Raw genomic sequence first — 15,190 nt, 5'->3', positions numbered from 1 at the left:
TCCTGATCAATAAACGAAACATTAATAACCGAATAAAACTACATTTATTCTACGCGGAAATAATCGAAATCTGCATATCCTCCGGTAGACTTCGTTGCATAATTGAATAGTGCAAACCGGTATCCCATAAAGTGTGGCAGGGTGTAAGACATTTGAAGTGTATTGCCAATGGTTGTCCAGTTGCTGCCATTCAGGCTATAAGCAAAGTAGGCTTTGTCGGTTTGGTTCGTAAAATCACAGATGACGCGTAAATAGATTCTGTTCTGGTTTAATGGCACAGTTGCTACTTCAGTCATGGTGCCGGAACTGGCATTAGCCATAACGATGGATTTGGTGCTGCCCGTCATTTTTACGCCGACAAAACCATATTTGGCCTGAAAAGCAGCAAGTCCAGCATAATCACCATCCTTCATGCCGGCTGTATCCAAAGCGGTCATCCCCGTGCTTTTTGGACCAAAGGTTCGTTGTGTCAGGGTGTTGCGGGCTTCTAACAGGTTTTTGCTGATTTTGCCTGCGGTTAACCGCATGAAACCGGGCCGCTGGAGCAGGGACCAGTTGGCAGCATCAGGGTTATGATTCCACTGCCAGAAAGTACCGAGACTGGATGTACCAGAAGATGAATTGCTCGTCAGGGAGACGTCATCTACATAAAACGCCATCAAATCATTGGTCGGGTCCGGATTCGAGTTATACGGTGTTTCCACAAAAATAAAGCTTTGGGACAGGTCTGCATTCGACGGAACGGTATACGTACCTTGAATGGTACCCCACTGTCCACGGGTTAACGTCGCACTGCCCATAATGGTAATTCCGGTATAACTTGCACCGTTCTGGATGCTAAGATTGAACGTTTTGGTTGCAGGACCAGTAGTGTATTTGATCTTTGCCGAAAAAGAGTATGTTCCTCCCGGTACTAGCTTCCCTGTAACCATCTGTTTGGCTCCGCCTGCTGTCTGCTGTCTGCCGCTGACGAGCAAGCTTTTTGTACCGCTGAACGCTTCGGCATTTGTTACGGTGATGTTCGCCGTATTGTTGCTGGTCCAGGGCTGAATGCTACTTTCCTCAAAGCCGCCGTTCACTAACAGTTGCGTTACTGAGGGTGTGCCTGATGTGGTTGCGTTGAACTCATCGGACCCGTAGATTTTGGCAGCAGGCTGACCTTCAACGGGCATATTCATGTTAAGGGGAACCTTGCCGTTCACCCCAAACACAGGCCAGTTATCCGACCACGTCACTGGAACAAGATAGGGGATGCGCCCAATGGCTCCGCTATCACGAAACAGCAAGCCGTACCAAGCGCCGGATGCGGTATCCACGATGCCTCCTTGGGCGATTCCCGAGTCTCTGAGTACAACTTTACCTGTGTATGGACCTGTCAATGTGTTTGCACGATAGGCAAGCTGAATGCGACCATCACCCGAAGGCCAGGCAATCAGGAATACATAGTACATACCATTGATCTTCTGAATGTGTGCTCCTTCTGCCTTTACAATCATGTTGGAGCCGGCAACACTGCTTGCGTTTGGAATCAGGACCTGATTGAGCCCGCCGGATTTAACGGCTTTGACATCAGGTGTCAGCTCAACGATACTGATGTTATCACTGCCATGAACAAGAAAGGTTCGATTCCCGTCAAACAAAAGGGAGGGGTCATGGTAATAACTGTTCAATGTGTAAGGTGTCCATGGTCCTGTTTCAATATTGCTGGTTTGGTAGATATACGTCTTGCCCGTGGAAAGCGATCCAAAGGCCACATAATATATACCGTTGTTGTACCGCAAACTGCTCGCCCAGGAACCACGCCCATACTCGTTTTGTCCATTGTTCAGATTCTGTATATCCCCGTTTCCAAGCGTATCGTATACATAGTTTACGATGCTCCAGTTGACCAGGTCGTAAGACTTCATGACCGGGACTCCCGGATTCATATGCATCGTTGTGCTTGTCATATAAAATGCATTGCCTACCCGAATGACGTCACTGTCAGGAACATCCGCGTAAATAACCGGATTGCTGAACGTTGCGGCTGAAGCTACCGGACTTGTCAAAGGGAATGATGTTATAAGCAAAGGAAGAGCGAGTAGAAGAGCACTGATTTTTTTCCACATATTCTATCCTCCCAATTGATCATGTCCTAGGAATTAAAGCGAGTACTCCAGATAATCAATGTAAGCATCCCAAGTGCCATTATCCGTTGTTACGACCAGCTTGATTTCCTGATTGCCTGTAGCATGAGTGATGCCGGTGAGGGTTTGAACGGTCGGCTCCGTTCCCGTGAAGTAGAAAGAACCAGCGGTTACACCCCCAATGACCAGATCAACACGAGCTGTATTATTGTTGTTGGAAGCGCCGCGAACAGAGAATTGGTGGGTTGGGAATGCAAAATATTGATTGTATGCTACATAATCATTGTTCCCGTAAAGAGCGACTCCATTAAAAGGGGAACTGATTACGCCAGCGTATTGGCCGCCAAGCGTCATATTCTCGGCTTCGTAACGCGTAACGTTTGGATTGGGATTAGGATTTGGGTTAGGGTTGCCGCCCGAACCGGATGTGAACTGCCAGTAGTCCAGTTTGAACAGATTTCCATTGCCCGAGCCTGTAAACACCAGATACAAACGATGTACCCCTGTAGCATTGGTAACATTGGTCTCCATCTCGCGCCAAGTTTGCGAACCGCCAGTTGAACTTACGTTAAGTGTTCCAACTAGTGGGCCTGTCGGACTGTCCAGTCGAACCTCGATGTTGCCATTTCCGGTAGAAGCGACATTGGCCTTGAACTTGGAGGCTCCAGCTGAGCCAAAATCAACATTGCCGACCGCGATCCAATCCCCGTTATGAATATTAGTGACATTCTGATTGGCTACAGGTCCACCGCTCGCTTGACTCGGTTCAGTGTTAATTCCTGCTTGCCAGCCAATGGTTTCGGCTTCCACGCGGACATACGGGTTGAGGTTAGTGGTCTGAGGTACACCTGTCATATTCCCCTGAACTTCCTGGATTGTTCCATCCGCATTATGTGTCAGTTTGTTGATATGTGTGGAACGGTACCCTTTACCATCACCGAGGAATGCCTTGCTTACCGTTTGCGCATGGTACGCCACATACCATTCGTTGTTGAATTGGAACACGGCATGGTGGTTATTGCCGCCTACACCGAAGAACGTGCCGGGATTTTTCAGAAAGTGTCCTTTATACGTGAAAGGCCCCATCGGGCTGTCGCTGACCATGTATCCGATCTCACCTTTTGGATATGCAGTGGGGTGTGTTCCCGCGAAGTTGATGCAGTAGGAGTAATAATATTTGCCGTTATACTTGTGGATGCCAGAATCTTCGAACATATAAGGAGAATCAATAGTCACAGCACTGCCCACCACACTGGTCATGTCGGCACCGAGACGAATGACCCGAGCTGTTTTGGGATTGGCAATGGAAGCAGCATTGGTATCGTTCGGGATGCCGCCTCCAGCATACAAGTAAGCAGAGCCATCATCATCGACAAGTACAGCCGGATCAAAGAGCCAGGTTACGCCGGACATACCCGGTGTACCGTGAGTCAGGAGGGCACGACCAATTGGATCGGACCACGGTCCAATGGGGGAATCAGCCGTGAGTACGCCAATACCTCCACCCGAGTTGGCAAAGTACAGGAAAAACTTTTCTTTGCCAGCAATGGTTTTCTTCGCCATGGCAGGAGCCCAGGACTGGGTAGCCCATTTGGCGATTCCTTGTCCATTATTGGCATTATTCGCACCCGCTACCGGGATGGAACCATGGTCTGTCCAGTTCACCATGTCAGCTGAGGAGATGACGTTAATTTTCCCGATCGTGCTGTACTGGTTCTCTCGGACAGAGCCGTCACTGTTGTACAGATATGCATCACCTGTCATGTAGACGTAGACCCGATTGTTATGGACGAGCACATAAGGATCGGCTCCCAGTTTATGATCGATGAGGGGATTAGAGTTTCCAGGAAGTTTGGCAACGGCTGCATTGGCTGCATGGCTTGATTCCATGGGCAGGGTGACAAAGATTAACAGACACGACAACAACAAAACTAGCGGTTTACGAATCATACGTTTCGCCTCCATGAGATTTGATTAGTTGGTGAGCTAAAATTCAGGATAGCTGAGATGATGAAATGCCGAAAAAACGAAAAGATTTTCCTCATGTCACCCCCTTCTTGAAATAATGGTTAGGTTGGCTGTTAGGATAAGTCTTCATGTTGTCATGTATGGTTTAAGCCAGACAACCTGTGCACCGGGTACGTGGTCACGGCAGCAAGGGGAGTGGCTATAACCCGAAGTAAGCCTGCATCTGTGGGTGCGATTAGAAAAACTATAATCTGTCAGGTTTCTTTTTGTAATCGCTTTCAATAAAATGGGCTAGAACACTGAAATTTGGCGAAGAAAGAGGTTTGGCCACATTTAAATGTAATTATCTTTCATATTTTCATTTAAATGTTTATTAACTTGACGATATCATATCACAATTTTAAGATAATACAATCTTTTTCTATTTTTTAGTAGAGGATGAAGAAAATGATTATTCTATGTGTTTAACATTGGGCTTGATGGTAAAATACGATCTCATATTCTATAAAACTACACTTTCAAGCATAGCTTTACCCGGCCAACAATTAGATACGAGAAAAAGACGTCTTGAGCTGTGACCGTTTCCCTGGAATCTACCAGAGGAACGGTTATTTTCGCTTTTTTCTGGAATCGATCCTGGTTATATAACAAAATCTACTCTTACTTGCTGACCAACTTTGACATTGCATAATTTCTTCTCTTTGTTGTACATATCCCAGTTTTTGTATAGCCAAAGGCCTGTGCGTAAAAGGTTATTAAGTGATAATGGTGGGTTGCCCCCTGTGTTTTGTCCACACCGTTGATTGAGTGTTTGAATATTACTATCGAGTGAGCTTATGCCAAATACTGCTAGAGTCAGAGGTTCATAAAGGTGGGATGGGAAAAATGGCTATTTTGTCGACTGGGCCGATTGAAAACAATCCGGTTTCCGGGGTTAGACCGACCCAACAGGTAACGATTAGATTGGTAAGTCGGGCTGAGGTGGACTCTGTAACAGTATCCATTCAGGGGTATGTGCTAAGCACAACAAGAACGCTGTATGTGAGTGAAGTAATCAGTATTGCTCCTAATGAAGCAGTGACCAGAACTTATTTTGCAGATTTAGCTGCTTTTGAGTTTGTTTTTGGAACAGACGTGGAAGGTGTGGAGGAAGTAGGGATTTCATTGTGGGGCAAACAAGCCACTGGGCAATTGGTAGATGCACACCGGGTGGTGGAGCACGAAAATACAGTTAATGACATCTAGGAGATCAGAAATCCCCAAAAGAGGAGATGTAGCGATGAGCTTTTTATCAACAGGGCCAATAGAAAATAATGCTGTTAGCGGTGTAAGGCCGACTCAGACAGTTACAGTTAAAATTGATAACCGTAGTGATGTGAGTACCTCAACCATACAAATACAAGGGTATTACATGAGTGGTGGAATGAGGGTTCTGTATGTCAGTGAGTCTTTTGACATCGCACCTAATCAAATAGTAACCAACAACTATTTTGCCAATCTGGATGCCTTCGAGTTTACTTTTACAACAACAGCGACGGTTAATGATCCTGTTCAAGTATCCGTATGGGGTAAGAGCAACACAGGCGCATTGGTAACAGCCCATCGTTTGGTTTCTTCCGAATTGCTGGGTGAAACCCCAAGCATCAACGGAGCTACAGGCGCAACTGGGGCTACGGGGGCGACAGGCACACCAGGGACAGCTGGAGTGACAGGTGCAACAGGAGCACAAGGCACAGCAGGTACAACGGGAGTAACCGGAGCAACAGGCACAGCAGGTACAACGGGAGTAACCGGAGCAACAGGCACAGCAGGTACAACGGGAGTAACCGGAGCAACAGGCACGGCAGGTACAACAGGTGTAACAGGAGCGACAGGCACAGCAGGTACAACCGGAGTAACGGGAGCGACAGGCACAGCAGGTACAACCGGAGTAACAGGAGCGACAGGCACAGCAGGTACAACGGGTGTAACAGGAGCTACAGGCGCATCAGGTACAACCGGAGTAACAGGAGCGACAGGCACAGCAGGTACAACCGGAGTAACGGGAGCGACAGGCACAGCAGGTACAACGGGAGTAACGGGAGCGACAGGCACAGCAGGTACAACGGGTGTAACCGGAGCGACAGGCACAGCAGGTACAACAGGAGCAACAGGCACAGCAGGTACGACCGGAGTAACGGGAGCAACAGGCGCATCAGGTACAACGGGAGTAACCGGAGCAACAGGTACAACCGGTACAACCGGGGCTACGGGTGCGAGTGGTTCTGGAACAATTATTCCTTATGCATCAGGACTTCCTGTTGTGTTGACTACAGTTTTGGGTGGACTTTTGAATACTTCCAGTTTAGTTGGTTTTGGTAACAGTTCTACCGGAGTAAGTGTTAACGGAGGAATTATTGATCTCACAGGCGCTGCAGGCACGTTGCTTAACTTTGCTTTCTCAGCATCGCGTGCAGGAACGATTACTTCACTGGCCGCTTATTTCAGCACAACAGCCGGACTAAGTTTGGTTGGATCTACAGTAACCTTAACTGCACAATTATTCCGATCCACTACACCTAATAACTCCTTTACAGCTGTACCAGGTGCATTGGTAACCTTAGCTCCTCCACTGACCGGCATTTTGGCACTGGGCACAATATCCAGCGGGGTGACTACAGGACTGAGTATTCCGGTATCTGCCGGTGACCGCCTGCTTATGGTGTTCTCAGCATCAGTAACAGCCGGAATTGATGTGGCTACAACGGTAGCGGGATATGCAAGTGGCGGCCTTACCATCACTTAACGGAAAATGGGCTATATAACAAGTTTAAAGACAGGGACTCTTGCCAACATGGTGAGAGGTCCCTGTTTATGTGTGTGCTTTTGTTTTCAAACTCTCTTCAAATGAAAGATAAGGACTATACAAAAACATAAAAAGACGAGGATTGCTCCTCGCCTCGTACATACCGTGGCCTACTCAATTTCACTCTGTTTTGGTTAGGCTGTCTACGACAAATTTAAGTTGGGCTTCCAACGAAATTGGGTCACTAAACACGAAGCCACGGCTTTCCTCGCGATAAACGTGATTATTCTGGACAGCAGGGAGGTTATCCCAGATAGGACCTTCAAAAACGGAATCCCCACTCTCATCACCTGTCCATCCACTTACAAAGATATAATCTCCTGCATATTGTGGTAACAATTCAAGTGATAACTTGGCCCAACCTTTGCCGCTATCGATGGCTTCCTTCTGAATGATCGGCGGTGCCTTCAGGCCAAACTCTCCATAAATAATATCTCCACCTCTACCAAAGCTCCCGTAGGCATAAAATTCTTTGGCACTTCCCGTATCAAAAATCGAAACCGTGCGATCACCTACCGCTTGCTCCACGAGTGGTTTATATTCAGCGATCTTAGCATCCCACTCTGCGATCCAGGCCTTCGCTTGCTCTTCTCTACCAGTCATCTTGCCAAAATCCATCAATTGCTCCCGTAGAGGTATTCCATATTCAACAGCGACGGTCGGCGCAATTTTGGACAGCTTTTCGATCGTTTCAGGGTCATTCCAAACGACAATTAAATCCGGCTGCAACTCCATGATTTTCTCGTAGGGTACATCGTTACCGATGTTGACAACGTCATCGAGCTTTCCTTCTGTATAACTGTTAAAGGACTCATCACCAGTTCCAACAGGCTTAAGGCCAAGAGCTAGCAAATGACCGGTAAAGGCTCCTGCAACCATTACTACCCTTTGAGGTTTTTTGGGGATTTGTACTTCACCGTTAACCGCAGAATAGGTTACCATCTCCGAGCTTCCGTTTGTGGTGTTACTGATATTACTCTCTGCACCTACAATTGGACTTTGCGTACTGCCAGTGCTTCCATTCGTGTTTGCTGGCCTGGAACATGCGCTAACCAATAGAGTTAGGCACAACAGTAGGGTAATTCCTACAGGTAGTTTGCTTCTATACATCCGTAAATCTCCTTTTTCGCTATGTTGATAATGATTATCATCTCTGATATCAATATAACGACGGAGTTTACGCGGAGCAATGGATGATCGAAGCCTAAGGATAGGACGATAAGAACCTTTTGTCACTTGTCCGGACTCATCCTTGAATTGCTTTGGTGTGACTCCCGTATGTTTTTTGAACATTCTTATAAAATAGGATACATCAGCATATCCAACGCTTGCGGCGACTTCTTGCAGAGATAACTGGGTCTTTTGCAGCTGCGTTGCTGCTTTGTTCATCCGAATACCGATTAAGTAATCGATTAGACTTGCGCCAGTTTCACGACGGAAGTACTTGGACAGATAAGGGACACTGTAATGGAATGTACGAGCAAGGGTTTCCCGCGTCAGCGGCTGGGCGTAGTGCTCCTGCATATAGCGAATAAGCTGAGAAGCAAGGTTAGGCCTAACAATGCTGACCTGTTGTTGATCCATTTGTCTTAGCAATTCATATACAAATTGATAGAATAGTGTTTTGGTATGGAGTCGCTCCAAGCGTCCCGGTCTATTCCATTCGCCCAGCATTCGCTCAGTGATTTCGTAGAGTATGGCAGGATGATAGGGAATAAAACCGTACTGGAGGTGGAATGGCAATGGTTGATCCGGTTGTTGAAGAGTATGCTGCTTGCCAGGTAGCGGTAAGGAGGCTTTATAGAAAATCAGGTAATAATGAAAGGATTCGTCCGTTGAGATGATGTCCAGACGGGTGTTTTTGCCCCCATGAAGCATATAAAATGGTTTTGTAGCATGCTCATTTCCGTCCAAAATCACGGTTGCATTGCCATTCGTTACGTACAGAAAGGCGCTGGCAGGGAACAGGTAAGGACGTACGCACTCGTCGGCCTGTATGACAATATGTCGTACATCCATGATTTTGAGCGATGCACAATTCCAGATGAGTATGTGTTCTTGTACATTCAAGGTTGCTTTCAATAGAGAGTTGTCTTCCTTCCATGAGCTGTTGAAGCCAGCCTTTTATGTGGTGAGGTTATTATATAATAATATTAGTGGCTTTTTGTCACTTTCCAGAACGTTCCCCGTTTCCTTTATAGTCTTCCAAAGGCTATGATCAATGCCAGAACTATAAAGAAGATATTTACGCCGAGCTCCCGGTACTCTTTACGCCGAATATGAAACAGCATTCCAAGCAGTGTGACAACAGCCAAAGCGATTGCGGCGATGGGTGTAAGCACCGGAGTGATGTTCAGCACCCAAGGCAAAACAAGGCCCAGCGCTCCGAGTAGCTCCGTGATTCCGATCAAAATAACTAGACTTTTTGGCACATCATTGACCCAGGCCCAGGTCTTTTTTGACGACTCGATACGAATGGTTTTCATCCATCCTGAATATATGAAACCTAGCGCCAATATGATTTGTACGATCCATAACGTTAAATTCATCTTTTCTTATCCCCTCACTTGCTCGATTTTAATATCTGCCTCTATACTAAAGTGAGAAGGCCCAATCTGGAAGTAGGCACTTAAACCTAACCAGGTAACCAAAAGTATACCCGGGTATGGTCAGAAAGTGAGGAATAAGAATGACGGTATATTGTAAATTCGGAACGGCCTTGGATATCCTTACGGGTAAATGGAAATCATTGATTCTTCTACGACTGCTGAGCAACGGTACAATGCGGTTCAGCGAATTACAAAAAGCCATTCCAGATATTTCTAAAAAAATGCTGACCCAGCAGTTAAAAGAACTGGAGTATCACGATATTGTGCATCGCGAAGTATATGCTCAAATTCCGCCTAAGGTCGAATACTCGATTACGGAGTACGGACAGCTCATGAAACCTGTGCTCCAGACAATGAGCGACTGGGGAGCCGGCCATATGCAGCATATGGAGAAGCTGTACAGCGAAGAAGACGAAAAAGGAGCACACCCATCCGAACCTCGGAAAATCGATTCCTTGGGGTGATAGGGTGACAAGGGAGAGTTAGTTTTGAATAAACAAAAAATTGTGATTATTGGTGCAGGGATTGTTGGGGCGTGTATGGCCTATCATCTAGCCAAACGAAATCAAGATGTAACTGTTATTGAGCGGCACTCAGCCGCGGCGCGTGAAGTCACAGAAAAATCATTTGCCTGGATACATACGACGCATAGAGTGGCTCCTGAATACTGGCATTTGTACGATGCAGCTGTGGAAGAATATCACACACTTCAGCAAGAGTTGTCCGAACTGAAAATTCATTGGCATGGCGCGCTAACTTGGGACACTCCGCCTCTAAGGGAGCAACACTTTCAAAAATTAAACCGGGAGCAGCTTGAGGCATTGGAGCCCAATCTGAAGGAATATCCGGATGAAGCCATGTTTGTCAGCGAAGAAGGTGCGGTGGACCCTATAGCGGTAACGGAGCTGTTGTTGAGCAAAGCGCAAGAGTACGGCGCAAAGATTCAGTTCGACACCAACGTTACACAGCTGAAGCAAGAGGGTTCCCATCTGGTTGGTGTTCATACATCCAAGGGTTTTGTGGAGTCGGATGTTGTGGTATTGGCTGCAGGAACAGGTACACCCGAACTTTGTAACCCGTTAGGTTGTCACGTGCCGGTAACTTCGTCACCTTCGATTCTGATTCGGATGAAAACTGCTAATAAACTGATACACACATTAATCTCCAATGCGCAATTTGAAGCGCGTCAACTGACAGATTATACGCTACTGGCTGCGGAAGATTATATCGACGAGTCGGAGGCAAATGGACCACAGGCGGTCGGTAAGCGAGCTTACGACACATTGCGTCGCAGTCTCAAGCACGGAAATCAACTGGAACTGGAAAGCATAAAGGTTGGATGGAGACCCATGCCTGAAGACGGTTATCCGATTGTGGGCTTCCATGATCACATGAATGGACTTTATCTGACGCTAATGCATTCTGCAATTACGCTGGCGCCGCTGATTGCGAATCTGGCTGCAAGTGAAATTATTGATGGCAAATCAAGAAATGAATTAGACCCTTGCCGCCTCTCACGGTTTTAGATTCACCACACAACGAAAAGGACATCGCTCAAGTGGCGATGTCCTTTTCGTTGTGTATATTTGTTGGAGTCTTCTACACTTCCCCAGTAGCCACCGGATTCTCCTCATAACTGTATTCGCAGCCACTGGCGATTGGCAATTCCTTGCTAGCTTCATCTACCTGTGAATCTCGCTAGCGGATTTGGCACCTTGACTTTCAAGCCACGGGATCAGTTCAGTTGATAAATTGCGTTTTGCTGTGTCTAGTGGAGTCATTCCATCCCAGCTGGCTATCCAGTTCAGTTCTGCGCCTTGGTCAAGAAGGTACTCGGCTGCTTCTCTTTGTCCTCCATGGCAAGCACACCAGAAGGCAACGGTTACTGCATTGGGAGGAGAAGGGGAGGTGCTTGTTCCCCAAGGATAACGTCCCGGGAGTTTGGCTCCTTTAAAATGTTCTTGTATGGCGTGAATATCTCCAAGGGCTGCCGCATGCCAAAGGGCAAAGATCGCGCCGCGCTCAACCAAGCGCCGTGCTGCATCCCATTGTGCAAAAGCAATAGCATCGTCCAGCGGCGTGCCACCGGCGATCACCGCGCCAGGCGTTTCAATGTCTGCGCCAGCATCAAGAAGGGCATCAAGTACTTGAACATCATTGGAGCTTGCAGCCCAATGTAAAGGTGTCTCGATGTTTGGACCAACAAAAGGAGCGTTCACTTCCGCACCAAACTTGGTCAATACTCGCACGGCATCCGCTCCATTAGGGAAGTGCCCCGGCCAATCCGTCACCACGTGCAGCAGCGTTCGAGAGATACTAGAGTCTGCATCTACGTTGTCAGGCTTTCTTTCCAATATTCTTATCTTTGCCAATCCCGGATTCTCTGCCAGCAGTTGCTCTAACGTTGGAATATCTCCAGTGTGAATGGCTTGAATAACGCTCACTGCAAGTTTTTCATCTTCGTGAATAAACTCCATGCTCAAATCTCCTTCCAGGCTTATATCCATATTCATGAAAGCATTTGAACTGCACATCTGGCATGATACTCTGCAAGCCCTTTAGCGAATTGCTGATCGGGGAATTGTCTGTGAAGCAGTTTCAGTCCTCCTGATATCAAGGACAAATGATGGCAAAATCGATAAAATGTCATCCGCTCCGGGTCGAGATCGTTATTTTTTAAGTAATGATAAAAGTCTCCAAATCGAAACTCCAGAAAGCTATGCTCATGTTCGAGATCGAAGAATCCTGCGCCCTCAATATCAATAAGGCATGGTTGCATAGCATGATCTATCCATATATGATCTGGACCTAACTCTCCATGAATGAAACTATAGAGATCTCTGGGTTGAATTGCTGCTTCCAATTCGCAAAGTTTCTCAAGCAACCTTTCGTCATTTTTCCTTATATCTGTCATGTGTTTGGATGCATAGGATAAGGCTGTTTCGGCATCCAACCGTTGAACTTGGTAGCAAGGCCCAGCTTTTTTACTGTTATCGTTGGCGTTTCCATAAACGTTTCTTTGGATGTTATGCATATTAGACAACATATCCCTGATCCGTTGAAACAACTCATCCCGATCTTTGTCATTTTTATGCTGGAAATACGCTTCGGCTTTCTGTCCATCCACATACTCAACAAGAGCAAAATCATAAGAGTGCCGGTCTCTATCGTTATTTAGATCATACAAGATGGGTGTTCGAATTCCATGTTGAGCGAGAAAGCGAGTATTCAAAGAGAAAAGTTCGCTGCCATAGGAACTGTGGAAAGTGGGTTCATTCAAGATCTCTTCCTGAAAATAGTTGCTGGAAATATCCCAAACGTACAGCATACAAGTGAAACCATTCGTGCAGTCAATTTTGTAAATGACTTTTTGTGCGCCTCCATGTATTCTTGCGCTCTGCGTTATGAGGTAACTGGCACCAAATACATGTTGCACATAATCCTGTAATTCTTCACGAGTAAGATGGTTGTTGGACATCATCGACTTAAGCTCCGTTTCAACTGTATTTTGCCGGCCAGCAACCTAAATATATAGAATATTTTCCCAAAAATATAGACTGTTTCTTTTTGATCTGTTAAAGTGTTGATTAAGGTCTGTATATTCATATGTATATTAAAGAAAGGGGTCGGGTACTCACGTTAGTGGGTGATCCGGCCCCTATTTTGCATGCAAGTTGACTCTCTATTGACTAATATATGACCAAAGATTTTAAGGAGCTGGGAAGCCATCTTACATTTCAATGAACATCTTTTATTATGGAACAAGGCATCTATTAAAATAATGGATATTCGCCATATAACTATGCAAAGGAAGGAGGGACTTCACTCCTATCGATTCCCCCCTCGTTCCATGCGTTAACGAATCTAGCACATCTTAAATGGTGGATTATGAAAGACTACAAGGTTTAACAAACCTCAGTAACGCTATTCCGTCATAAAACGGTGTCAACACCTTAAAAATGGACCGAACTGACGAAATAACGTCTCTGGGATTCGTTAGAATTTAAACTTGTGCTAATGAGAGCAAATAGCGTGTGCTAGATTCATTAAAACAATATAACCCTAACGAAGGTCCGCATCGTTCGATGTGGGCCTCTATGTAGTCTATAAAAATGAAAAAGTACACCAACAAAAGATGAATCTAACTTGTCATGGTGTTTTATTTATCGCTATTTGACCCGTATAATTGATTAAAATGCACTTCATTCGGAAGGGGACATCATTCTTTGAACTATTATTTTCTGGAATCTCAATATCCACGTAGAGGGTTTATTAGTGGCGGAACAACCTTCACTCCCCAATTAGATATGAATTATTTGGCGATAGACAATCCGTTGCCCGAGGGGACAACAGCAGAGGTTGAGCTACTGTCTACGGTACGCAACCTGAACGTAGATTATTTTGAGACGATCACAGGAACGAGACACGTATCAGATCGTTTTAAAACGCTGTTGGAGGAAACGAAAACAAATACACAGTTTATTCCGACAACGGTGTGTTACCACGACGGTCGTGTGGTTGAAAAAACCTATTGGACTGCACATCAGCTCGATCGTTTGGATGTTTTTGATTATGAACGTTCGGAATATGGGCGCAAAGCGGTCATTGCTGCATCTGTACAACAGCCTCCACGTAAGATCGTCAAAGTTGTATCTCAAATCTGCCTTCATGAAGAGCGAATTGGCGAGCATGAATTTTTTATGCTGGATTATATAAATATCTTCAAACCCATTGTTTCAAAAGATTTTTACGAAGTATGCCGAAAACATAGGCTGAATCTGAACGTTACAGAGGTCGGAAATGTAAGCATCTAAAATGCTACATGGATATAATGGAAGCACAAAGAAGCCCACGCAAAACGTGGGCTCTTAGTCTTTATTTTTCCCCAGTAGCCACCGGACTTTCTTGTGTATTTTGCTTGGCGCGGGTCAGCTGACTTAGCTCCCTGATCTATGCATCAAGTTTTCCTTTAACGTATAATCCAATTGATATAGTCTTGTATCATTTCTTTGCTTCGTGTTCTATTTATCTTATCCGGCTCTAGATACAAATTGAGAGCCATCCCATTCATAAAGGCATACAGTTTTTCTTGTTCCTTCTCTTCATCGGTTGTACGCAGAAGACCTTCATTTTTCAAGTACATGATGCAGTTCTTGATTGCGTTTTGCAGGTCCTCATAATTGGCGTCGAACCCTTTTTGCGTTTTTCCATAGCTTACAAATGCAAACCAAACCTCCATTTCCAATAATGTTTGTTCATCCGTCGGGACTAGTTCGAGCAAGTATTCAACAATTCTTTCTTGAGGCGCCAGTTCTCTTGCATTCAGATTTTTTATTCGAGTAAGTACCTTTTCCTTAACTAACTCCATTGTAAACGCTAATAGACTCTCTTGTTTTGAAAAGTAATGTCTTAAAGCGCCTTGTGATAATCCGGCCTCCTTCGCAATCGTTCTTGACGTTGCATGATGAATGCCTTTCTCACTAATGATTTTCCAAGTAGCTTCAGCGATAATATTCTTCATCTTCTCATGGTCCACGATTTTTGGCATACACACAGAATATCATATTATTTAACTCAACTGAAATAAATAGACGATGAAGGAGGGATGTGCTAGAATTTATTTAACTCAACTGAATTAAAAA

Annotated in this window: 12 protein-coding genes; 5 read left to right on the top strand and 7 right to left on the bottom strand. The window is 45.5% G+C overall.

Annotation, left to right across the window (positions count from 1 at the left end; all coding sequences use genetic code 11):
* Positions 1 to 44 precede the first annotated feature (44 nt).
* Together MKY01_RS23525 and MKY01_RS23520 are read right to left on the bottom strand one after the other, a co-directional pair.
* Positions 45 to 2,108, bottom strand: a complete 2,064-nt coding sequence (locus MKY01_RS23525) for a family 43 glycosylhydrolase (RefSeq protein WP_339283777.1) — start codon at positions 2,106 to 2,108, stop codon at positions 45 to 47.
* A 33-nt stretch (positions 2,109 to 2,141) separates the two neighbouring features.
* Entirely contained in the window at positions 2,142 to 4,076 is a 1,935-nt protein-coding gene (locus MKY01_RS23520; RefSeq protein WP_339283775.1) for a carbohydrate-binding protein, read from the bottom strand.
* Between the two features lie 903 nt (positions 4,077 to 4,979).
* Between MKY01_RS23520 and MKY01_RS23515 the strand changes: the two genes are divergently transcribed.
* Both MKY01_RS23515 and MKY01_RS23510 read left to right on the top strand, forming a co-directional pair.
* Entirely contained in the window at positions 4,980 to 5,339 is a 360-nt protein-coding gene (locus MKY01_RS23515) for a hypothetical protein (RefSeq protein WP_339283773.1), read from the top strand.
* 34 nt (positions 5,340 to 5,373) lie between these two features.
* Positions 5,374 to 6,879, top strand: coding sequence for an exosporium glycoprotein BclB-related protein (locus MKY01_RS23510; RefSeq protein WP_339283771.1), 1,506 nt, complete (start codon positions 5,374 to 5,376; stop codon positions 6,877 to 6,879).
* Positions 6,880 to 7,059: 180 nt separating this feature from the next.
* Here MKY01_RS23510 and MKY01_RS23505 read toward each other — a convergent pair whose 3' ends face one another.
* Both MKY01_RS23505 and MKY01_RS23500 read right to left on the bottom strand, forming a co-directional pair.
* The gene (locus MKY01_RS23505) at positions 7,060 to 9,021 is read right to left on the bottom strand and encodes an AraC family transcriptional regulator (RefSeq protein ID WP_339283769.1); all 1,962 of its coding nucleotides are present in this window, start codon (positions 9,019 to 9,021) and stop codon (positions 7,060 to 7,062) included.
* Between the two features lie 113 nt (positions 9,022 to 9,134).
* The gene (locus MKY01_RS23500) at positions 9,135 to 9,488 is read right to left on the bottom strand and encodes a DoxX family protein (protein ID WP_339283767.1); all 354 of its coding nucleotides are present in this window, start codon (positions 9,486 to 9,488) and stop codon (positions 9,135 to 9,137) included.
* A 140-nt stretch (positions 9,489 to 9,628) separates the two neighbouring features.
* Here MKY01_RS23500 and MKY01_RS23495 point away from each other — a divergent pair, with 140 nt between their 5' ends.
* Together MKY01_RS23495 and MKY01_RS23490 are read left to right on the top strand one after the other, a co-directional pair.
* A complete protein-coding gene (locus MKY01_RS23495; RefSeq protein WP_076254337.1) occupies positions 9,629 to 10,012 on the top strand; it encodes a helix-turn-helix domain-containing protein in 384 nt (127 codons plus the stop codon).
* A gap of 24 nt (positions 10,013 to 10,036) precedes the next feature.
* Positions 10,037 to 11,074 (top strand): FAD-dependent oxidoreductase, encoded by a 1,038-nt coding sequence (locus MKY01_RS23490; RefSeq protein ID WP_339283764.1) that lies wholly within the window; start codon positions 10,037 to 10,039, stop codon positions 11,072 to 11,074.
* A 156-nt stretch (positions 11,075 to 11,230) separates the two neighbouring features.
* Here the strand turns inward: MKY01_RS23490 and MKY01_RS23485 are convergent, their stop codons facing one another.
* Positions 11,231 to 11,992, bottom strand: a complete 762-nt coding sequence (locus MKY01_RS23485) for an ankyrin repeat domain-containing protein (RefSeq protein WP_339283762.1) — start codon at positions 11,990 to 11,992, stop codon at positions 11,231 to 11,233.
* 65 nt (positions 11,993 to 12,057) lie between these two features.
* Positions 12,058 to 13,029, bottom strand: a complete 972-nt coding sequence (locus tag MKY01_RS23480) for a phosphotransferase (RefSeq protein ID WP_339283760.1) — start codon at positions 13,027 to 13,029, stop codon at positions 12,058 to 12,060.
* A gap of 745 nt (positions 13,030 to 13,774) precedes the next feature.
* Between MKY01_RS23480 and MKY01_RS23475 the strand changes: the two genes are divergently transcribed.
* Complete coding sequence (locus MKY01_RS23475; protein WP_339283758.1) at positions 13,775 to 14,362, top strand: DUF1629 domain-containing protein; 588 nt, start codon at positions 13,775 to 13,777, stop codon at positions 14,360 to 14,362.
* A 155-nt stretch (positions 14,363 to 14,517) separates the two neighbouring features.
* Here MKY01_RS23475 and MKY01_RS23470 read toward each other — a convergent pair whose 3' ends face one another.
* Positions 14,518 to 15,096: a TetR/AcrR family transcriptional regulator gene (locus MKY01_RS23470; protein WP_127544902.1), complete on the bottom strand. Its 579-nt coding sequence runs from the start codon at positions 15,094 to 15,096 to the stop codon at positions 14,518 to 14,520.
* Positions 15,097 to 15,190 lie beyond the last annotated feature (94 nt).

Source organism: Paenibacillus sp. FSL R5-0486 (genome assembly GCF_037975155.1).
Lineage (GTDB): Bacteria > Bacillota > Bacilli > Paenibacillales > Paenibacillaceae > Paenibacillus > Paenibacillus amylolyticus.
Note: the sequence above shows the minus strand (reverse complement) of the source record. Positions and strands in the feature narration are given on the sequence as shown.

Excerpts from the sequence above, each read along its gene's own strand:
- MKY01_RS23500 (WP_339283767.1), bottom strand. The coding sequence starts at position 9,488 with ATGAATTTAACGTTATGGATCGTACAAATCATATTGGCGCTAGGTTTC.
- MKY01_RS23515 (WP_339283773.1), top strand. The coding sequence starts at position 4,980 with ATGGCTATTTTGTCGACTGGGCCGATTGAAAACAATCCGGTTTCCGGG.
- MKY01_RS23480 (WP_339283760.1), bottom strand. The coding sequence starts at position 13,029 with ATGATGTCCAACAACCATCTTACTCGTGAAGAATTACAGGATTATGTG.
- MKY01_RS23510 (WP_339283771.1), top strand. The coding sequence starts at position 5,374 with ATGAGCTTTTTATCAACAGGGCCAATAGAAAATAATGCTGTTAGCGGT.
- MKY01_RS23495 (WP_076254337.1), top strand. The coding sequence starts at position 9,629 with ATGACGGTATATTGTAAATTCGGAACGGCCTTGGATATCCTTACGGGT.
- MKY01_RS23470 (WP_127544902.1), bottom strand. The coding sequence starts at position 15,096 with ATGCCAAAAATCGTGGACCATGAGAAGATGAAGAATATTATCGCTGAA.
- MKY01_RS23525 (WP_339283777.1), bottom strand. The coding sequence starts at position 2,108 with ATGTGGAAAAAAATCAGTGCTCTTCTACTCGCTCTTCCTTTGCTTATA.
- MKY01_RS23520 (WP_339283775.1), bottom strand. The coding sequence starts at position 4,076 with ATGATTCGTAAACCGCTAGTTTTGTTGTTGTCGTGTCTGTTAATCTTT.